The 19,123-nt window shown below is 67.2% G+C and carries 18 protein-coding genes; 5 read left to right on the top strand and 13 right to left on the bottom strand.

Going from position 1 to position 19,123, the window contains the following annotated elements; genetic code table 11:
- Positions 1-2: 2 nt before the first annotated feature.
- The 12 genes from RT91_RS08020 to RT91_RS07965 form a co-directional block, all read right to left on the bottom strand.
- Positions 3-1,031 carry a hypothetical protein gene (locus RT91_RS08020; protein WP_035186649.1) on the bottom strand — a complete coding sequence of 343 codons (1,029 nt, stop codon included), beginning with the start codon at positions 1,029-1,031 and terminating at the stop codon, positions 3-5.
- Positions 1,031-1,660, bottom strand: a complete 630-nt coding sequence (locus tag RT91_RS08015; protein ID WP_035186646.1) for a DedA family protein — start codon at positions 1,658-1,660, stop codon at positions 1,031-1,033. Before RT91_RS08015 ends, RT91_RS08020 begins: the two co-directional genes overlap by 1 nt.
- A complete protein-coding gene (gene cysK / locus RT91_RS08010) occupies positions 1,657-2,589 on the bottom strand; it encodes a cysteine synthase A (protein ID WP_013640884.1) in 933 nt (310 codons plus the stop codon). Before cysK ends, RT91_RS08015 begins: the two co-directional genes overlap by 4 nt.
- Positions 2,590-2,695: 106 nt before the next feature.
- On the bottom strand, positions 2,696-3,715 hold the full coding sequence (gene ilvC, locus RT91_RS08005; protein ID WP_007422622.1) for a ketol-acid reductoisomerase: 1,020 nt from the start codon (positions 3,713-3,715) through the stop codon (positions 2,696-2,698).
- A 173-nt stretch (positions 3,716-3,888) separates the two neighbouring features.
- The gene (gene rseP / locus RT91_RS08000; protein WP_035186643.1) at positions 3,889-4,950 is read right to left on the bottom strand and encodes an RIP metalloprotease RseP; all 1,062 of its coding nucleotides are present in this window, start codon (positions 4,948-4,950) and stop codon (positions 3,889-3,891) included.
- A 70-nt stretch (positions 4,951-5,020) separates the two neighbouring features.
- Positions 5,021-6,196 carry a 1-deoxy-D-xylulose-5-phosphate reductoisomerase gene (dxr, locus tag RT91_RS07995; protein ID WP_012040140.1) on the bottom strand — a complete coding sequence of 392 codons (1,176 nt, stop codon included), beginning with the start codon at positions 6,194-6,196 and terminating at the stop codon, positions 5,021-5,023.
- Entirely contained in the window at positions 6,187-6,882 is a 696-nt protein-coding gene (locus RT91_RS07990; RefSeq protein ID WP_007421640.1) for a phosphatidate cytidylyltransferase, read from the bottom strand. The genes dxr and RT91_RS07990 overlap by 10 nt, the downstream gene beginning before the upstream one ends.
- Positions 6,879-7,643, bottom strand: a complete 765-nt coding sequence (gene uppS, locus RT91_RS07985) for a polyprenyl diphosphate synthase (protein WP_007421639.1) — start codon at positions 7,641-7,643, stop codon at positions 6,879-6,881. The genes RT91_RS07990 and uppS overlap by 4 nt, the downstream gene beginning before the upstream one ends.
- 8 nt (positions 7,644-7,651) lie before the next feature.
- Complete coding sequence (gene frr, locus RT91_RS07980) at positions 7,652-8,218, bottom strand: ribosome recycling factor (RefSeq protein ID WP_007421638.1); 567 nt, start codon at positions 8,216-8,218, stop codon at positions 7,652-7,654.
- Between the two features lie 9 nt (positions 8,219-8,227).
- Positions 8,228-8,968 (bottom strand): UMP kinase, encoded by a 741-nt coding sequence (gene pyrH / locus RT91_RS07975; protein ID WP_007421637.1) that lies wholly within the window; start codon positions 8,966-8,968, stop codon positions 8,228-8,230.
- A 9-nt stretch (positions 8,969-8,977) separates the two neighbouring features.
- Positions 8,978-9,883, bottom strand: coding sequence for a D-amino-acid transaminase (locus RT91_RS07970; protein ID WP_007421636.1), 906 nt, complete (start codon positions 9,881-9,883; stop codon positions 8,978-8,980).
- On the bottom strand, positions 9,880-10,320 hold the full coding sequence (locus RT91_RS07965) for a hypothetical protein (RefSeq protein WP_035186640.1): 441 nt from the start codon (positions 10,318-10,320) through the stop codon (positions 9,880-9,882). Before RT91_RS07965 ends, RT91_RS07970 begins: the two co-directional genes overlap by 4 nt.
- 145 nt (positions 10,321-10,465) lie before the next feature.
- Here RT91_RS07965 and ykgO point away from each other — a divergent pair, with 145 nt between their 5' ends.
- The 5 genes from ykgO to RT91_RS07940 all read left to right on the top strand — a co-directional run bounded on the left by ykgO (position 10,466) and on the right by RT91_RS07940 (position 16,573).
- Positions 10,466-10,591 carry a type B 50S ribosomal protein L36 gene (gene ykgO, locus RT91_RS07960; RefSeq protein WP_007421634.1) on the top strand — a complete coding sequence of 42 codons (126 nt, stop codon included), beginning with the start codon at positions 10,466-10,468 and terminating at the stop codon, positions 10,589-10,591.
- 167 nt (positions 10,592-10,758) lie between these two features.
- Positions 10,759-12,219 carry an FAD-linked oxidase C-terminal domain-containing protein gene (locus tag RT91_RS07955; protein WP_013640881.1) on the top strand — a complete coding sequence of 487 codons (1,461 nt, stop codon included), beginning with the start codon at positions 10,759-10,761 and terminating at the stop codon, positions 12,217-12,219.
- Positions 12,216-13,394, top strand: coding sequence for an FAD-binding protein (locus RT91_RS07950; RefSeq protein ID WP_035186639.1), 1,179 nt, complete (start codon positions 12,216-12,218; stop codon positions 13,392-13,394). The genes RT91_RS07955 and RT91_RS07950 overlap by 4 nt, the downstream gene beginning before the upstream one ends.
- A 40-nt stretch (positions 13,395-13,434) precedes the next feature.
- On the top strand, positions 13,435-14,745 hold the full coding sequence (glcF, locus tag RT91_RS07945) for a glycolate oxidase subunit GlcF (RefSeq protein ID WP_035186636.1): 1,311 nt from the start codon (positions 13,435-13,437) through the stop codon (positions 14,743-14,745).
- An 88-nt stretch (positions 14,746-14,833) separates the two neighbouring features.
- Entirely contained in the window at positions 14,834-16,573 is a 1,740-nt protein-coding gene (locus RT91_RS07940; RefSeq protein WP_231844431.1) for a hypothetical protein, read from the top strand.
- Between the two features lie 63 nt (positions 16,574-16,636).
- Here the strand turns inward: RT91_RS07940 and clpA are convergent, their stop codons facing one another.
- A complete protein-coding gene (clpA, locus tag RT91_RS07935) occupies positions 16,637-18,964 on the bottom strand; it encodes an ATP-dependent Clp protease ATP-binding subunit ClpA (protein ID WP_035186635.1) in 2,328 nt (775 codons plus the stop codon).
- Positions 18,965-19,123 lie beyond the last annotated feature (159 nt).

The raw sequence follows: 19,123 nt of genomic DNA, 5'->3' as shown, positions 1-19,123 counted from the left end.
CTCTACGTGCCGAGCCGCGCCTCCAGCGCCTCGATCCGGCCGCGCTGGGCCGCGAGTTCGCGATGCTGATGGAGCAGGAGTTCGAGCAGGGCGGCGATCAGATCGGTATTCACCGGCTCGGAATGCGGCCGGCGGCCAAGTTGCGGCGGCACGCCGCCCCGGCGCGGCGCGAAGCCACAGAGCGGGATCAGGGCCTCGTTCCGCGCGTCGTATTCGCCGGCGATCGCGGCGGCGGCATCATCCGTCAAGTCGATCAGGCACGGATCGACCGGATGGAAATCCCTCTGGTAGACGCCCGCTCTGGCAAGCAGTTCGATCAGGTCGCCGGCAAGGTGCGGCTCGTCGTGCTGGTCGCCGATCAGTTTGGTCAGCACATGCGCCGTATACCCGGGCGTCGGGTGCGCGCGGTCGCCCACCAGCATCCCCTCGATGCCGGCAACGGACGCGAAATCCGCCACGGCGTCGATGCCCGGTTCATAGGGCCGGACGATCACCTCGGCGGGTGAGGCCGCCTGCCGCCAGCGGGTGACAAGGGCGGGATAATCCAGAAGGGCGGCCGATTCGGCGCGATAGCGCTCGAAGTCGATCACCCGGCCCGGCGTCAGCTTGTCCTTCACGCACCATTGCAGATAGGCCGAGACCAGCCAGTCGAGCTGGTGGCGAAGATAGAGCACGATGCGGGCGCAGCCACCGGCAGTGGCGAAGTCCGCCGCAAAGGCGCCAACGGCGTCCCAGGCCGAAACCAGCGCCTCATTGCTCCAGATGATTTCGTTACTCAGCGTCAACATCTCGTTGCCGGCATCGAAAATCCGCCCGAGTCGTGCCGCGAAACCCGGCGGATCAACGCCGAGCAAGTGGGCGAACTCGTCCGCGCCGGCGAATCCGCTGCCGCCCATCGTCCCGGAGAGCAGCCAGTGGTCGCAGCAGAACACACCGCGGCCGCGCAGCGCCGGGGCCGCGGCACGCAGTGCGTTCTGGATCGCTGTCGTCCCCGTCTTGCCCATGCCGACATGCAGGGTCAGCGTCCGCATCAGGCGTCCCGGCGACGCGGGTGATGATCGCGCCAAAGCTTGCGTGCATACCAGGCGGCAAAGATCAGGATGGCCAGCCCGGTGAGCAGGGTGAAGCCGTGCATGAACGACTGCAGGCGCGGTGAGTTGTCCCAGGCGCGCCCAAGCCTGAGTCCGGCATAGGCGAGGCCCAGGCACCAGGGCAGCGAGCCGACGAAAGTGTAGAGCTGGAACGTCCAGAAATTCATCCGTGCGATGCCGGCCGGCAGGGCGATATAGGTGCGCACGATGGGCAGCACGCGGCTGACCAGCACCGTGACCGCGCCGAATCGCGCGAAAAACCGCTCGACCAGCACGAGTTCACCCTGATCGAGCAGGATGTACCGCCCCCAGCGCTCGACCAGCGGCCGCCCGCCCACATAGCCGACCGCCCAGGCGACCGTGGACCCGAGATTGCAGCCGATCGCCCCGGCGAGGGCGACCATCCAGAGATCGAACCGCCCGGTCGAGACCAGGTAGCCGGAAAACGGCAGGATGATCTCGGAAGGCAGTGGAATGCAGGCCGATTCCAGGGCCATCAACCCCGCGACCCCGGCATAGCCGAGGGCAGAGATGACGCTGGTGATGAAATGTGCGAGCGCGGCGATCAATCGGCGAGGCCGGCGAACAGGGCGGTGGAGAGATAGCGCTCGCCATAGGAGGGGATGATCGCGACGATCAGCTTGCCCTCGGTCTCGGGACGCCTCGCCACCTCGATCGCCGCATGCAGTGCGGCGCCGGAGGAAATGCCGACCATCAGCCCCTCCTCGCGTGCGGCGCGACGGGCCATCTCAAGCGCCTGGTCGTTGGTCACGCGCACAACCTCGTCATAGACGCTGGTATCAAGAATATCGGGCACGAAGCCGGCGCCGATCCCCTGGATCATGTGCGGCCCCTTCTCCCCGCCGGAGAGGATCGCCGAAGCGTCCGGCTCGACCGCGACACAGCGGAACGAGGGCTTGCGCTGCTTCAGCACCTGACCCGCCCCTGTGATGGTGCCGCCGGTGCCGATGCCGGCAACCAGAATGTCCGCCGTGCCATCGGTATCGCGCCAGATTTCCTCGGCGGTAGTGCGACGATGGATTTCCGGATTGGCCGGATTCTCGAACTGCTGCGGGATGAAGAAATTGGGGCCGGACGCCGCGATGGCCTTCGCCTTCGCGATTGCCCCGCCCATGCCCTCGGCACCCGGAGTCAGCACCACCTCGGCGCCGTAGCCGCGCAGCACCGCGCGGCGCTCCTTGCTCATCGTCTCCGGCATGGTGAGGATGCAGCGATAGCCCTTCGCCGCGCAGACCATGGCGAGCGCGATGCCGGTATTGCCCGAGGTCGGCTCGACAATCACGCTGTCCGCGTTCAGCAACCCGTCGCGCTCCGCCGCCTCGATCATGGCAACGCCGATGCGGTCCTTCACCGAATTGGCCGGATTGAAAAATTCGAGCTTGGCGAGGACTGTGCCGGGCAGACCGGCGGCGAGGCGGTTGATCCGCACCAGCGGGGTGTTGCCAACCAGTTCGGTGGCGTCCTTGGCGATCTTCATGTGCTGCCTCCCTCGAAACGAACGATCCCCGGTCCGCAAGCGCGGCCGGGGATCGTTGTAATGAAGAAGCGCGCGGCGCGAAAGCCGCGCGGCTCTTCGCGCGCGATCAGTTGCGGGTCTTGTCGACCAGCGCGCCCTTCTTGATCCAGGGCATCATGGCGCGCAGCTTCTCGCCGACCTCCTCGATCGGGTGCGCGGCGTTGGCGCGGCGCATCGCCTTGAAGTTGGTCTGGTTCACCTTGTTCTCGAGCATCCAGTCGCGGGTGAAGCGGCCCTTCTGGATATCGTCGAGAACGCGCTTCATCTCGGCCTTGGTCTCCGGCGTGATCATCCGCGGACCGGTGACGTATTCGCCATATTCGGCGGTGTTCGAGATCGAGTAGTTCATGTTGGCGATGCCGCCCTCATAGATGAGGTCGACGATCAGCTTCACCTCGTGAAGGCACTCGAAATAGGCCATTTCCGGGGCATAGCCGGCTTCGACCAGCGTTTCGAACCCGGCCTTGATGAGCTCGACAAGACCGCCGCAGAGCACGGTCTGCTCGCCGAACAGGTCGGTCTCGCACTCTTCCTTGAAGGTGGTCTCGATGATGCCGGCGCGGCCGCCGCCGATCGCCGAGGCGTAGGACAGCGCGATGTCGAGCGCGTTGCCGGAGGGGTTCTGCGCGACCGCGACAAGGCAGGGCACGCCGCCGCCGCGCTGGTATTCGCTGCGCACCGTGTGGCCGGGGCCTTTCGGCGCGATCATGAACACGTCGATATCCGCGCGCGGCTCGATCAGGTTGAAATGGATGTTGAGGCCGTGCGCGAAGGCGATCGCGGCGCCCGGCTTCAGGTTCGCGGCGAGGCTGTCGCGGTAGAGGTCGCCCTGGCCTTCGTCCGGCGTCAGGATCATCACCACATCGGCCCAGGCGGCGGCCTCTTCCGGCGTCATCACCCGAAGGCCGGCGGCCTCGGCCTTGGCCACCGCGGCCGAGCCCTTGCGGAGTGCTACGACAAGCTCCTTCACCCCGGATTCCTTGAGGTTCAGGGCATGGGCATGGCCCTGGCTGCCGTAACCGACCACGGCGACCTTCTTCGCCTTGATCAGATTCACATCGGCATCACTGTCGTAATAAACGCGCATTGCAAGCCTCCCTCGGGCGCTGGGTAACCGATCCGGCGGATCGAATGGGGGAAAACACGCCGCTTGGCAACCACCCCGGCGCAACATGGCTGCCGTGAAACCGGGTGCTGCCGCAATTTTCGGCGTCCTGCGTGAGCCCCGCCCGCACGAAATCGGACCGGGTCGGCGCCGCGTCAGCCGAAAAGATGCGCGATATCGTGCCAGGTGACGAAGATGATCAGGCAGACCAGGAGTGCGGCGCCGAATTGCAGCGCGATTTCCTGAACCCGGCGCGGCAGCGCGCGGCCCGCGGCGGCCTCCGCCGCATAGAACAGCAGATGGCCGCCATCGAGCACCGGGATCGGCACGAGGTTGATCAACCCGAGATTGACCGAGAGCAGCGCCATGAAACTGACGAGATCGGCGAGGCCATGCGCCACCGCCTGGCCCGAGATCTGCGCGATCCGGACCGGGCCGCCGAGCTGGTTCAGCCCCTTGTGCTGGTCAATCAGCTGCCAGAGACCGTGCAGCGTCGCCGCCGTCGCCTGCCAGGTCACGGCAACGCCGCGAACGATCGCCTGCGGCGGCGACAGCCGGCGCATTTCCACATCGGCCCCCTCGATGCCGAGCCGGCCAATTGTCTTGCCATCGATCTTCGCGGTGCCGAGGGTGAGATTCAGGCTGTGGGTCTCGCCGCTTCGCGTATAGCTCAGCGCGATCCTGCCATCTGGGTGCGCCGCGACCACCGCGCTCAGCTGATCAAAGGTGCCGATCGGCTGGCCATTCATGCTCACGACCCGGTCGCCCTTCGCAAGCCCCGCAGCGGCTGCCGGCGAGCCGGCCATCACCTTGCTGATGACGGGCAATACGGTCGGCACGCCGGCCGTGGCGAAGACGCCGCTGAACAGCACGATCGCCAGCAGGAAATTCGCCGCCGGGCCCGCCGCCACTACCGCGGCACGGGCCGAAAGCCGCTTCGAGCCGAAACTGCCGGGGTCGGCCGCACCGGCCTGTTCTGCGCCGAATTCGGCCCAGCCTTTCATCCGCACATAGCCGCCAAGCGGGATGGCGGAGATTTTCCAGACCGTGCCGTGCCGGTCCGTGCGGGAAAAGAGCGCCGGACCGAAACCCAGCGAGAACGCCTCGACCGTCACGCCGCGCCAGCGCGCGACGAGATAATGCCCGAGCTCATGAACGGTCACCAGCACGCCGAGCACGACGATGAAGCCGAGAGCGGAACGGAGGAAATCGATCATGGAACCTTCGTGTCGTCAGCCGTGGGAGTGGCCTTGGAGATATGGGATTGCGGCCACCGGGCGACAGGGGTCACGCCGCGCGCGGGTCGGACTTCGCGCGCAATTCCGCCTCCGCCATGGCGCGCGCTTCGGCATCGAGGGCAAGCACGGCCGCGAGATCGCCGATCGGGGGCGCGCCGAGGCGCTGCATGACCCGTTCGACCACCGCCGTGATGTCGAGAAAGCCGATCCGCCGGCGCAGGAACGCCTCAACCGCGATCTCATTCGCGGCGTTGAGCACCGTCGAGGCGCCATGGCCGGCTTCCAGTGCCTCGCGCGCAAGACGGAGCGCCGGGAAGCGCACCGGATCGGGGGCAAGGAAGTCGAGCCGCGCCGCGGCGGCGAGGTCGAGCCGGGGCGAGGAGGTCGCGAGGCGCGCCGGCCAGGCCAGGGTGTGGGCGATCGGGATGCGCATGTCCGGCGCGCCCATCTGGGCCAGCACCGATCCGTCGCGATAGCAGACCATGCCATGCACGATCGACTGCGGATGCACCAGCACCTCGATCTCATGCGGCGCGAGGCCGAAGATGCGCGCGGCCTCGATCACCTCCAGCCCCTTGTTGAAGAGGGTGGCGGAATCGATCGAGATCTTCGCACCCATCGACCAGACGGGATGCTTCAGCGCGGTCTCCGGCGTCGCGTCCTTCATCTCGTCGAGGCTTGCTTCCCGGAACGGGCCGCCCGAAGCGGTGAGGATGATCTTTTCCAGAGCGGCGCGGTTGCCGTCGGCGAGCGACTGGAAGATGGCGTTGTGTTCGGAATCGACCGGCAGCAGCGTCGCTCCGCCGGCGGCGATCGCGGCAAGGAACACGTCGCCGGCGGAAACCAGCGCCTCCTTGTTGGCGAGCGCGATGGCCCCACCGTTGCGGGTCGCGGCGAGGGTGGGTTCGAGGCCGGCGGTGCCGGTGATCGCGGCCATCGTCCAGTCGGCCGGCTCGGCGGCGGCGGCGATCACGGCGGCGCGGCCGGCCTCGGCGCGGATGCCGCTGCCGGCCAGCGCGTCGCGCAGGGCGGGGAAGGCGCTCTCGTCAGCAATGACGGCGATCTCGGCGTGCAGCGAGCGGGCCTGCTCGGCGAGCAGGGCGGCGTTTCGCCCGGCGATCAGCGCACGGACCCGATAGTTTTCGGGATCCGCCTGCAGCAGGTCGATGGTCTGGGTGCCGACGCTGCCGGTCGAGCCGAGGATCGTGACTGTCTTCACCGCCATAGCGGTACCCCTCCCTGGGCAAGCAATGCAAGGACGGCGGCGACCGGGGCTGCGGCGAGCACGCCATCGAGCCGGTCGAACAGGCCGCCATGGCCGGGAATCGTGCGGCCGGAATCCTTGACGCCGAGCCGCCGCTTGAGCGCGCTTTCCGCAAGATCGCCCGCCTGCGAGACGATGCTGATGATGGCACCCGGCAGGATTGCGGCAGGGGACCTTGCCACGAGCAACCCGGCCGCGACACCGATCACGAGGCCGCCAACCGCGCCGCTCACCGTCTTGCCGGGCGAGATCGCCGGGGCGAGCTTCGGCCCGCCCGCCAGCCGGCCCACCGCATAGGCCCCGATATCGGTCATCCAGACGACGACAAGCAGGAACAGCACGTCGATGAGCCCGCCCGGCCGGTCGCGCAGCCAGGCCAGCGCCGCGCCGGGAACCGCGGCGTAAACGACACCGGCGAGCAGGAAGCGCGGCCGCGCGGCGGATACGATGTGACGGCTCAAACCAGCCCATTCCCACATCAGTCCGGCGAAAAGCAACACGAGCAGCACCGCCCAGACGAGACCGCCCCATGCCAGTGCACCGAGGGCAACCGGCACGAGAACGGCGGCGGACGCCGCGCGAAGTCCGAGATCGTGAAAGCGCCGGGACCTTTCGCCGGACGTCGGGGGGGACTCCGGCACGCTCATGGCCCTTCGCCGTCCGGCGGTGCGTCAGCCGGGCCAGGCCGGGCGCCGAAGCGGCGTTCCCGACGGGCATATTCGGCAATCGCGCGGCCAAGATTGGCGGCGCCGAAATCGGGCCACAGCGCATCGTCGAACACCAGTTCGGCATAAGCGGCCTGCCAGAGCAGGAAGTTGGACAGGCGCTGTTCGCCGCTGGTGCGGATCACAAGGTCGGGGTCGGGCATGCCGGCGGTGGAGAGATGGGCAGCGAAGATGGTCTCATCGACCGTCGTGGGATCGAGCGTTCCCGCCATGGCGGCCTCGGCGATGCGCCGCGCCGCCGTCGCGATCTCGGCGCGCGCGCCGTAGGATAGGGCGATCACCAGGTTGAGCTTGCGGTTCGCCGCAGTACGGGCTTCGGCGTCGGCGAGTTCCGCCTTCAGCGAGGAACCGAAGCGGTCACGCTCGCCGATGATGTGAAGCCGCACCCCGGCCTCGGCCAGTTCACGCAGTTCGGAGCGCAGGTAGTGGCGCAGCAGGAAGGTGAGATCGGTCACCTCCTCGACCGGCCGTCGCCAGTTTTCCGAGGAAAAGGCGAACAGCGTAAGCCATTCGACGCCGTGGCCGATCGCCGCCTCGATGGTCCGGCGCACGGCTTGCACCCCCTCGCGGTGTCCGGCCGCGCGGGGCAGGCCGTGCCGCGCGGCCCAGCGCCCGTTGCCGTCCATGATGATGGCAATGTGGCGCGGTACCGGCGGCGGTGGAACCGGAGGCGGGGCGGACATCGGGCCGCTCAGACCTGCCGGATGTCCTTCTCCTTCTCGACGAGCAGCTCGTCGATCTTCTTGATCGTCGCGTCGGTCAGTTTCTGAACGCGGTCGGCCCAGTCGCGCCCCTGATCCTCACCGATCTGGTGCTTCTTCTCGAACCCCTTGATCGTCTCCATGCCATCGCGGCGCACACCGCGCACGGCGACGCGCGCACCCTCGGCATATTTGCCGGCTGCGCGGGCGAGTTCGTTGCGGCGCTCCTCGGTCAGCAACGGCAGCGGCACGCGGATGAGCTGCCCGTCCGGCTGTGGGTTGAGGCCGAGCCCGCAGTCGCGGATGGCGGCGACCGTCGCATTGACCATGCCGCGATCCCAGACCTGAACGGTGAGCATGCGGCTTTCCGGCACCGCCACGGTGGCCACCTGGTTGAGCGGCATCAGCGTGCCATAGGCCTCGACCTTCACCGGATCGAGCAGGGCGGGGTTGGCGCGGCCGGTACGCAGGCCGGAAAATTCGCGCTTCAGCGTTTCCATCGCGCCGTCCATCCGGCGTTGCAGGTCGGCGAGAAGGGTGTCGAGATCGGCGTCCATGGCGGGCTCCTAGCGCTGTTCCACGATGCGGGTGAACTTCCCCTCGCCCCGCATGACGCTGGCGAAGGCGCCCGGCGCGTGGATGTTGAAGACGATGATCGGCAGGTCGTTCTCGCGGGCGATGCTGATCGCCGCCGCATCCATCACCGAAAGGTCGCGGGCGAGAACCTCGTGATAGGTGAGTTCGGCGTAGCGTTCGGCGTCGGCCACCTTGCGCGGGTCGGCGGAATAGACGCCGTCGACCTGGGTGCCCTTGAGCAGCACATCGCACTTCATCTCGACGGCGCGCAGCGCCGCAGCGGTGTCGGTCGTGAAGAACGGGTTGCCGGTGCCGGCGGCAAAGATCACCACGCGGCCCTTTTCCATATGCCGTTCCGCGCGACGGCGGATATAGGGCTCGCAGACAGCGGACATCGGGATGGCCGACTGCACGCGGGTCGCCACCCCGCGCTTCTCGAGGGCCGACTGCATGGCGAGCGCGTTCATCACGGTGGCGAGCATGCCCATATAGTCGGCCTGGGCGCGGTCCATCCCGCCGGCGGCACCGGAAATGCCGCGGAAGATATTGCCGCCACCGATCACAAGACACACCTCGACGCGCATGGCGACGACATCGGCAATGTCCTGGGCAATGGCGGCCACGGTGTCCGTATCGAGCCCGTAGTCCCGCCTGCCCATCAGGGCCTCGCCGGAAACCTTGAGCAGGACGCGCCGGTAGCGCGTATGGTCAGTCTGGTCTTGCGCTGTCATGGGGGCGTTTCATCCGATTCCGCCGCAAGACGCAAGGCGGGGGGAAGCGGGCGGCACATTGTGCGCGGCGCCGTCGGCATGGCGGGCGAAGAGTTCGAACAGGCGGCGGGCCACCGGGCCCGGCGTGCCCTCGCCGACCGCCACGCCGTCGAGCCGGACCATCGGCTTCACGTAAGACGTCGCACTGGTCAGGAAGATCTCGCGCGCCGCGCGCAGTTCCGCCTCGGACAGGCCGCGCTCCTCGAAGCGGATGCCGGCCTCCTCCATCAGCGAAATCACCGCAGCCCGGGTGCAGCCGGGCAGGATGTGATGATCGAGGTGGCGGGTACGCAGCACCCCGTCTTCATCCACCGCCCACACGGTGGTGGATGACCCTTCCGTGACATTGCCGTCGCGGTCGATCAGGATCGCCTCATAGGCGCCGGCCTCGCGCGCCTTCTGCTTGGCAAGACAGTTGGGCAGCAGATTGACGGTCTTGATGTCGACCCGACCCCAGCGGATGTCCGGCGCGGTGATGGCGGTACCGGTCCATGTGTCGATTTCGCGCGGGAAGGCCTTGCCATGACGCGCCGTGACCACCAGTGCGGGGGCGACATCGCGCGGGAAGGCGTGGTCGCGCCGGGCGACGCCGCGGCTGACTTGCATATAGACGATGCCCTCGCGGATTCGGTTGCGACGCACGACCTCGCGCAGCACGACGAGCAGCGCGCCATCCTCCATCGGCTTCGGGATGGCGAGTTCACGCAGCGAGCGGGCGAGCCGGGCGAGGTGCAGCCCGGTATCGACGAAGCGCCCGTCATGGACGTGGATGACTTCGTAGACGCCGTCGCCGAACTGGTATCCCCGGTCCTCGACATTCACCGAGGCCTCGCGCTGGGGTACGTAGCGTCCGTTGACATAGGCGATGCGGCTCATGGTTCGGGTGCCTTCATGATGATGGGAGTGGGCCGGCTTTCGCCGATGCCGAGCAGGGCGATGCCGAACAGCGCGGCAAGCACGCCGATCACGATCACCAGCAGGCGCAGCCGGTAGGAAACGAGGCCGCTCGCCAGCTTCGTGTCGGCGGCGACCAGGCTGGCTGCGCGGGCAAGCCCGGCCCGGTCGGGCGTGAGCGTGGCGAGCGTTTTCTGCGCGGTCACGCCGAGCAGCGGGCGAGCCTCAGCGAGCGCGGATTTCATCGCCGCCGGGTCGCCCGTGGCGGCGGCGCTGGCGATTGCCCGCTCCGCCAGGACGCCGCGCATGGCGGGGATCGGCGCCGCAAAGGTCGCGAACACACCGATCAGCGTGATCATCAGGAACGCGGTCAGCATCAAGCCGATCCGCTGGGCCGAAATCCGCATCCGCTCCGCCATCGATGTCACTCCTCGCCGATTTCCGATCCATGCGGCCCGCCAACCGCCGCGTCAATCGGGGCCGATCTGCGCCCCGACGGTTGACAGATGGCGCCATGCTTCCCATAAGCCGCCCCAACATCCTGAACAGCCCGAGAACCGTGTCATGAAAGTCCGTAATTCGCTTCGCTCCGCCAAGGCCCGCGACAAGAACTGCCGCGTCGTGCGCCGTCATGGCCGCGTCTACGTGATCAACAAGAAGAACCCGCGGATGAAGGCCCGCCAGGGCTGACCTGCCCCGCCGGTTCGCCGGCGCATCGCAGCGTGACGCAACGCCCGGACCGCGAGGTTCCGGGTGATTTCGTTCCGGGCAATCCTTGACCGCGTCCGGCGGGCTTCCTCTTTCCGTTTCCGCCGCACAGTATTATCTCACAGGCGGGTGAAGGGGAGAAAGCCGTCGTGATAGCCTTGCCGCAACCGAAAGCCGATGTCCTTGACCGGCGCGATGCCGTGCATGAGGGATTGCGCGCCCTACTGCCCGCGCGCGCGGTGATCACCGACCCGTCACGTCTCAAACCGTACGAGACCGATGGGCTCTCCGCCTATCGCCAGATGCCACTCGCCGTCGTCCTGCCCGAAAGCACAGAGCAGGTCGCCACCGTGTTGCGCTTTTGCCACCAGAACGGGGTCCGCGTCGTCCCCCGCGGGGCTGGCACCTCGCTTGCCGGCGGCGCGCTGCCGCTGGCCGACGCCGTGGTGATCGGCATGATGCGGATGAACCGCATTCTCGACGTAAATTACGCCGACCGTTACGCCGTGGTGCAGGCCGGCGTCACCAATCTCGGCATCACCAAGGCCGTCGAGGCGGATGGATTCTTCTACGCCCCCGACCCCTCCAGCCAGCTCGCCTGCATGATCGGCGGCAATATCGGCATGAATTCGGGCGGCGCGCACTGCCTCAAATACGGCGTGACCGCCAACAACGTGCTCGGCATCAAGCTGGTCACCATCGAGGGTGAAATCCTCGAACTCGGCGGCGCGCATCTGGATACCGCCGGCTATGACTGGATGGGGATCGTCATCGGCAGCGAGGGCCAGCTCGGCATCGCCACCGAAATCACCGTGCGCCTGCTGCGCGCGCCGGAAGGCACAAGGGCGATGCTCGCGGCCTTCAAATCGAACGAGATCGCCGGGCGCTGCGTCGATGCGATCATCGGCTCGGGCATCATTCCCGTGGCGCTGGAATTCATGGACCGTCCGGCGATCCACGCCTGCGAGGCCTTCGCCAAGGCCGGCTATCCGCTCGATGCCGAGGCCATGCTGATCATCGAGGTCGAGGGCTCCGTCGAGGAGCAGGACGCGCTGCTCGGCCGGATCCGGGAAATCTGCGGCCGGTTCGACCCGATCAGCCTCAAGGTATCGCAGTCGGCCGAGGAATCGGCGGCGATCTGGAAAGGGCGCAAGGGTGCGTTCGGCGCGATCGGGCGGATCAGCCCGGACTATCTCTGCATGGATGGCACCATCCCCACCAGCACACTGCCCGAGGTGCTGCGCCGCATCGGCGAGATGAGCGAGCAATATGGGCTTGGCGTCGCCAACATCTTCCACGCCGGCGACGGCAACCTGCACCCGCTCATCATGTTCGACGCCAACAATCCCGAAAGCATGCACAAGGCGGAAGCGTTCGGCGCCGATATCCTCAAGCTCTGCGTCGAGGTCGGCGGCTGCCTGACCGGCGAGCATGGCGTCGGCGTCGAGAAGCGGGACCTGATGAGCGTACAGTTCACCGAAACCGAGCTCGACCAGCAGCGCCGGGTCAAGACCGCCTTCGACGCTGGCTGGCTGCTGAACACGGCGAAGGTGTTTCCGCTCAAGCCCGGCACGGACACGGCGCCGGCGCCGATGCCGCACGCGGCATGATCGCCCCCTCCGACGAAGCCGGGTTGGTCGCGGCGATCGAGGCGGCGGCGGCGTCACACACCCCGCTGACCATCGAAGGGCTCGGCTCGAAGGCCGGGTTCGCCCGCCCGGTGCAGACGGCCGAAACCCTGTCCACCCGCAACCTCACCGGCATTCCGCTGCATGCGCCGCAGGAGCTCATCGTCTCCGCGCGCGCCGGCACCACCCTGGCCGCGCTCGAGGCGAAGCTGGCGGAGGCTGGCCAGCACCTGATCGCCGAGCCGCCGCATTACGCCTTTCTCGGCGCCGAGGCGCAGACGGTCGGCGGCATCATCGCGACCAATCTGTCCGGCCCGCGGCGGATCGCCTGGGGCGCGATGCGCGACCATGTGATGGGCATCCGCGCCGTCACCGGCCGGGCGGAGGTGATCCGCTCCGGCGGGCGCGTGCTGAAAAACGTCACCGGACTCGACCTCTGCAAGCTGTTCACCGGCTCCTACGGCACGCTCGGCGTGATGAGCGAGATCACGCTGAAGGTGCTCCCCGCACCGGAAGCAACAGGCACCGTGCTGCTGGCCGGGCTAGATGCGGCAACCGCCGTCAAGGCGCTGTCGGCGGCGCTCGGCTCGCCCTTCTCGGTGACGGGAGCCGCGCATTTGCCCGAAGGCGCCGCGGCGGCGCTGGGCCATGCGCGCCCGATCACCATTGCGCGGATCGAGGATTTCACCGACTCGGTTCATTACCGGATCGGCCGCCTCGCCGAAATCTGGGGTGCGTTCGGCATGGTCGAGCAGCTCGACACCTCGGCCAGCCTGGCGCTCTGGCGCGCGGTGCGCGATGCCGCGCCGCTAGCCGTGCGCGAGGGTGATGCGGTCTGGCGCATTTCCGTGCGTCCATCCGCCGGCCCATCCATTCTCGAAGCGGCACAGGCCGCGGGACTCGATGGTTATCTCGACTGGGGCGGCGGTCTGGTGTTCCTGAGCGGGCCGGGAGATGAGGCGGCGCATGCCGCCATCGCCAACGCTGCGCGACGTGCTGGCGGTGAATGGTGGCTGTTGCGCGCCCCGGACGCGCTACGCCATAGCCCTGACGCCTTGCCGCGCGAGCCAGACGCGCTGGCCGCGATCCGCCGCCGTGTTACCGCCGCATTCGACCCGGCCGGAATTCTCAACCCCGGACGGCTTCACGCCGCCTGAGCAGGAGCAGCGGGCGCCTTGCGCTCGAGGACGAAGACACATGCAAACCAATTTCACGCCCGACCAGCTGGCCGATCCCGACATCGCGGTGGCCGACCGGATCCTGCGCTCCTGCGTGCATTGCGGCTTCTGCACCGCGACCTGCCCGACCTTCGTGACCGTCGGCGACGAGGATGACAGTCCACGTGGCCGCATCTACATGATCAAGGACATGCTGGAGACCGGCGCGCCGGCCAGCGAACCCGTCGCCTTCCATCTCGACCGCTGCCTGTCATGCCTCTCGTGCATGACGACCTGCCCCTCCGGCGTCGATTACATGCACCTGATCGATCACGCCCGCACGCGGGTCGAGGAAACCTATGACCGCCCGGCGCATGACCGTGCGCTGCGCAGCCTGCTCGCGGCAATCCTGCCCTATCCCACCCGCTTCCGCGCGGCTCTGCGCGCGGCGGCGCTCGGCCGGCTCGGCCGCAGCCTCGTGCGGGGTGAGGGCACGTTGGTGCGCCGGATGCGCGCCATGCTCGATCTTGCCCCCGCAAAGCTGCCGCCGCCAAGCTCGACGGAGCGGCCCGGCGTCTTCCCCGCACACGGAGAGCGGCGCGCGCGCGTCGCCCTGCTCGCCGGCTGCGCGCAGCAGGTGCTCGACCCCGGCATTCACGACGCGACGATCCGCCTGCTCAACCGGATGGGTGTCGAGGTCGTCGTCGCCGCCGGCGCCGGATGCTGCGGCGCCCTCACTCACCATCTCGGCCGGCACGAAGCGGCGCTCGGCTTCGCCCGCGCCAATGTCGCCGCCTGGACGCGGGAGATCGGCGCCGGCGGGCTGGATGCCGTGGTGACCGATACGTCTGGCTGCGGCACGGTGCTGAAGGATTATGGCTTCCTGCTCCGCAACACGCCGGAAGCGGCGGATGCCGCGCGTATTTCCGAACTCTCGGTCGACATCACCGAACTTCTGGTCCGGCTCGACTACCAGCCGAGCCGCACACTCGCGGCGCCGCTGACGGTGGCCTATCACGCGGCCTGCTCGCTGCAGCACGGTCAGCGGGTCACCGATGCACCGAAAACCTTGCTGCGCCGCGCCGGCTTCGCCGTCGCCGAGCCGCGCGAGCCGCATCTGTGCTGCGGTTCGGCCGGCACCTACAACATCCTCCAGCCCGAAATGTCCGAACAGTTGCGCGCGCGCAAGCTCGGGACGTTGCACGCCCTCAAGCCGGACCTCATCGCTGCCGGGAATATCGGTTGCCTCACCCAGCTTGCCGGCGACGGTCTGCCGACGATCCATACCGTGGAACTGCTGGACTGGATGGCCGGCGGCCCCCGCCCGGCCCGGCTGCCAACCGGCGGCTGATTCCGCCTGATTCATTATCTGTTAGGCTGTGGTGTGAAATAACCGCGGCATGAAAGCGGCGGGCCGGTTACAGGATCGAAGGGCAACCTTGTCTGCCGCAACCTGTACCGCGCTTGCGCTGGTCGCCGCCGCCATTACGATCCTTGCTTCGGCACGGACGATCCCTGCCGTTCTGCACGGCACGTTGTTCGATCCTGACAGTTACATGCGCCTGGTCAGAATTCGCCAGGGTTTCGCCGCGGGACATCTCGTGAACATCGTTCTGGGCGACGATTCGGGTCACCCTCTGGTCGTGGAATGGTCGCGACTTTTCGATGCAGTCATCGTCGCGCTTGCGGCCCCTCTCGCCCCGTTCATTGGCTGGACCCGCGCGCTCTTCGCGGCCGGCGTGGCCACCGGCCCGCTCTCGGCCGGGCTGCTCGCCGTTGGCCTTGCTTTCGCGGCCTCCCCACTGACCGGAGGCCGATGGATCTGGGCGCCGGCAATCATCGCGCCGCTGCTGCCTGGCATCCGCAGCTTCAACGTTGTCGGCATCGTGCATTACCACATTGCGCAGGTCGCGCTGACCGCCATCGCCATTGGCTGCACGCTGCGCGCCGGCGCGGGAGACAGGCGGATGGCCTGGGCCGCCGGTCTGTGGGGCGGGCTGGCGATCTGGATGATGCCGGAGACAATGCCATTCGTGGTGCTCGGCTTCGGCGCGCTCGGCTATCTGTGGCTGTTCCGCCGCCTTGGCTTCATCCTGGTCCGGATTGGCGCAGGATTCGCGGCAACACTATGGTTCGCGCTCTGGATCGACCCGCCGCACGGCGGCATGCTGACGCCGGAGATCGACAGGCTGTCGATCGTCTACGCCATGCTTGGGCTTGCGATCGCGACCAGTTGCGCCGGGCTCGCCTGGCTGGACCGGTATGCGCCGGAAACGCGCCGTGCCTCGCTCGGCCTCATCGGCGCCACCTGTGTTTTCGCGGTCTGGCTGGCGGCGTATCCGGAAGTGGCGCTGGGGCCCTACGGCCTGATCCCCGCAAAGGCGATGCACATCTTCTTCGGCAGCATCAACGAGGACCAGCCGACCGACACACTGGCGCTCGCCGCCAGCCGGCTCGGTCCTGCACTGCTCGGGCTGGGATACATTCTCCATCGCTTTTGGCGGTGCCGACACCTACCGGCCTTCGCGGGCATCTGGCTGATTGCCGCCGTCGGGCTGACGCTCGCGGCGGGTCTTACGGCGCGGATGATGATCTTCCAGCAATATCCGGCCGCCTTCGCGGCCGGACTGGCTCCCGTCGCGCTGCACGATATTTCCGCCCGCTTTGCCTCAACGCCGCGGCGAGCGGCGACATTGCGTCTGGGGCTGGTCTGGCTTCCGGTCGTTCTCGCCTATGTTCCGGCGCTGGCGCTGGCCGCGGGCCGAAACGCGACGCCGGGCAACCAGGAACGCTGTTCTCTTCGCGCAGCTTCCGCCTTGCTGGCCCCCGCAACCGGCCGGATCGTGCTGACAGATCCCAGCCTGGTACCGGAGTTGCTTTACCGGACACGGGTCATCGGCGTGGGTTCACTTTATCATCACGGGCTCCGCGCCTTCATGCGCGACTGGAAGGCGTGGCGCACTCCGGCGGGCGTGGCCGAGCCAGCTGCGGTACGGGCGACAGGCGCGGCGTTCGTCTTGTTCTGCCGGGCTGACGGAGCACATTCGGCTCTCGGTCACGGAGCCGCCGACGACGCCCTTTGGCCCCTGCTTACGTCGGGCCAGACGCCTTCCTGGCTGCAACCGCTCGGGCATGCCGGTGGCTATCGACTATACCGGATCCGGATTTCGGCGCGCTGACAAAAGAAAAGACCGGCACGCCTTTGCGCGTGCCGGCCCATCCCGTTCCAATGAAAGAAACCTTCAGTCGACTTCCTGCGGCGGCGCCGACTCTTCCTGGTCGCCATCCGGCTTTGGAAGCGCGGGCTTGGGTGCCTCGGCAATGTCGAAAGCCAGTTCGCCGTCACGAACCGTCACCTTCACGCCGCCGCCGGTTGCCAGCCGGCCGAACAGCAGCTCCTCGGCGAGCGGCTTCTTGATCTGCTCCTGGATCACACGGGACAGTGGCCGCGCGCCGTAAAGCGGATCGTAACCACGCTCGGCGAGGAATTCCTTTGCGGCCGAGGAAAGCTCGATCGTCACGTTACGATCCGCAAGCTGTGCCTCAAGCTGCATGACGAACTTCTCGACCACGCGGGCGACGATCTCCGGTGTGAGCCCCGAGAACGGAATGACCGCGTCGAGCCGGTTGCGGAATTCCGGGGTGAAGAGGCGCTTGATCGCCTCTTCGTCTTCTCCGAGACGCACATCACGACCGAAGCCGATCGCGGTCTTCGCCATATCGGCCGCTCCCGCATTCGTCGTCATGATCAGGATCACATTCCGGAAATCGACCGTCTTGCCATTGTGGTCGGTCAGTTTGCCGTGATCCATGACCTGCAGCAGGATGTTGAACAGGTCTGGATGTGCCTTTTCAATCTCATCGAGCAGCAGCACGCAGTGCGGATGCTGGTCGACCGAATCGGTCAGCAGGCCGCCCTGGTCGAACCCGACATAGCCCGGCGGCGCACCGATCAGGCGGGAGATCGAATGGCGTTCCATGTATTCCGACATATCGAACCGCGTCAGCTCGATCCCCAGGGTGGAGGCCAGCTGACGGGCAACCTCGGTCTTGCCGACGCCTGTGGGGCCGGAGAAGAGGTAGCAGCCGATCGGCTTCTCGGCGTCGCGCAGTCCCGCACGGGCCAGCTTGATCGCCGCGGACAACGCCTCAATCGCGGAATCCTGGCCAAACACCATCGACTTGAGATCCCGCTCAAGCGTGCGCAGCGTCTCCTTGTCGTCGGCCGAAACCGATTTGGGCGGAATCCGCGCGATCTTGGCAACGATTTCCTCGACATCGCGCAACGTGACGGTCTTGCGCCGCTTGTTCTCGGGCAGCAGCATCCGCGAGGCGCCAACCTCATCGATCACATCGATCGCCTTGTCCGGCAGTTTGCGGTCGTGGATGTATTTCGCCGAAAGCTCGACCGAGGCGCGGATCGCCTCGTCGGTGTAGCGGACCTTGTGATGCTTCTCGTAGGTCGTCTTGAGGCCGCGCAGGATCTTTACCGCATCATCGATCGAGGGCTCGTTCACGTCGATTTTCTGGAACCGGCGCACCAGTGCGCGATCTTTCTCGAAATAGGAGCGGAATTCCTTGTAGGTCGTCGAGCCAATGCAACGCAGCGCGCCGGATGAGAGGGCCGGTTTGAGCAGGTTCGAGGCATCCATGGCGCCGCCGGAGGTCGCACCGGCGCCGATAACGGTATGGATTTCGTCGATGAACAGCACCGCTCCGGGCATGGCCTCAAGCTCGGAAACGACCGCCTTGAGCCGCTCCTCGAAATCGCCACGATACCGTGTCCCGGCGAGCAGTGCCCCCATGTCGAGCGCATAGATCGTCGCCTTGGCCAGCACTTCCGGGACCTCGCCGTCGACGATGCGCTTGGCCAGGCCCTCGGCGATCGCGGTCTTGCCAACGCCGGGATCGCCGACGAAGAGCGGATTGTTCTTCGAACGACGGCAGAGAATCTGGATCGTCCGCTCGATCTCGGTTTCGCGGCCAATGAGCGGGTCGATCTTGCCGGATTGCGCCTTCTTGTTGAGATTGACGCAATAGTTCGCCAGTGCGTCCTGTCCGCGCTTCGGCTTCTGCTCGGGTTCGGCCTCCGTGCCCTCGGCGCTGCCCGAAGGGGGGCGCGGCACGGAGCGGCCGGGCGACTTCGCGATGCCATGGCTGATGAAATTGACGGCGTCCAGCCGGGTCATGTCCTGCGCCTGCAGGAAGTAAACGGCATGACTCTCACGCTCCGAGAACAGCGCGACCAACACATTGGCGCCGGTCACCTCGTCCCGACCGGACGACTGAACGTGGATCGCGGCACGCTGCACGACGCGCTGGAACCCGGCGGTCGGCTTCGGGTCGCCGCCACGGTCGGTGGCAAGTCCGGCCAGTTCCTTGTCAAGGAATTCGGTCGTCTCGCGGCGCAGGCGCTCAATGTCGACACCGCAGGCGCGCAGCACCGTCAACGCATCGGCGTCGTCAATCAGGCCCAGCAGAAGATGCTCCAGCGTCGCATATTCATGCCGGCGCTCAGCGGCGAAGCCGAGGGCCCGGTGCAGCGTCTGTTCAAGATTGCGAGACAGCATATCCGATACTCTCCAAGCCGGTCTTCCGTCGGGCAGCCCGTGCCACCCTGGTCAAGCCCGATGCGGCCCAAGCCGCGGTCCTTTCGTCAGGCCGGTTTCCAATGTCCTTCAACAGGCCTGTCGCAATACTGACATGATACGCCAAAAATCTTTCGCAAT

The organism is Acidiphilium sp. JA12-A1 (assembly GCF_000724705.2).
In the GTDB taxonomy this organism is placed as follows: domain Bacteria; phylum Pseudomonadota; class Alphaproteobacteria; order Acetobacterales; family Acetobacteraceae; genus Acidiphilium; species Acidiphilium multivorum.
This window is presented reverse-complemented; position numbering and strand designations above follow the sequence as displayed.

Bases quoted from the DNA above. Each gene is read 5' to 3' on its own strand.
- RT91_RS08020 (WP_035186649.1), bottom strand. From the start codon at position 1,031: ATGCGGACGCTGACCCTGCATGTCGGCATGGGCAAGACGGGGACGACA.
- cysK (WP_013640884.1), bottom strand. From the start codon at position 2,589: ATGAAGATCGCCAAGGACGCCACCGAACTGGTTGGCAACACCCCGCTG.
- ilvC (WP_007422622.1), bottom strand. From the start codon at position 3,715: ATGCGCGTTTATTACGACAGTGATGCCGATGTGAATCTGATCAAGGCG.
- rseP (WP_035186643.1), bottom strand. From the start codon at position 4,950: ATGATCGATTTCCTCCGTTCCGCTCTCGGCTTCATCGTCGTGCTCGGC.
- dxr (WP_012040140.1), bottom strand. From the start codon at position 6,196: ATGGCGGTGAAGACAGTCACGATCCTCGGCTCGACCGGCAGCGTCGGC.
- RT91_RS07990 (WP_007421640.1), bottom strand. From the start codon at position 6,882: ATGAGCGTGCCGGAGTCCCCCCCGACGTCCGGCGAAAGGTCCCGGCGC.
- uppS (WP_007421639.1), bottom strand. From the start codon at position 7,643: ATGTCCGCCCCGCCTCCGGTTCCACCGCCGCCGGTACCGCGCCACATT.
- frr (WP_007421638.1), bottom strand. From the start codon at position 8,218: ATGGACGCCGATCTCGACACCCTTCTCGCCGACCTGCAACGCCGGATG.
- pyrH (WP_007421637.1), bottom strand. From the start codon at position 8,968: ATGACAGCGCAAGACCAGACTGACCATACGCGCTACCGGCGCGTCCTG.
- RT91_RS07970 (WP_007421636.1), bottom strand. From the start codon at position 9,883: ATGAGCCGCATCGCCTATGTCAACGGACGCTACGTACCCCAGCGCGAG.
- RT91_RS07965 (WP_035186640.1), bottom strand. From the start codon at position 10,320: ATGGCGGAGCGGATGCGGATTTCGGCCCAGCGGATCGGCTTGATGCTG.
- ykgO (WP_007421634.1), top strand. From the start codon at position 10,466: ATGAAAGTCCGTAATTCGCTTCGCTCCGCCAAGGCCCGCGACAAGAAC.
- RT91_RS07950 (WP_035186639.1), top strand. From the start codon at position 12,216: ATGATCGCCCCCTCCGACGAAGCCGGGTTGGTCGCGGCGATCGAGGCG.
- glcF (WP_035186636.1), top strand. From the start codon at position 13,435: ATGCAAACCAATTTCACGCCCGACCAGCTGGCCGATCCCGACATCGCG.
- clpA (WP_035186635.1), bottom strand. From the start codon at position 18,964: ATGCTGTCTCGCAATCTTGAACAGACGCTGCACCGGGCCCTCGGCTTC.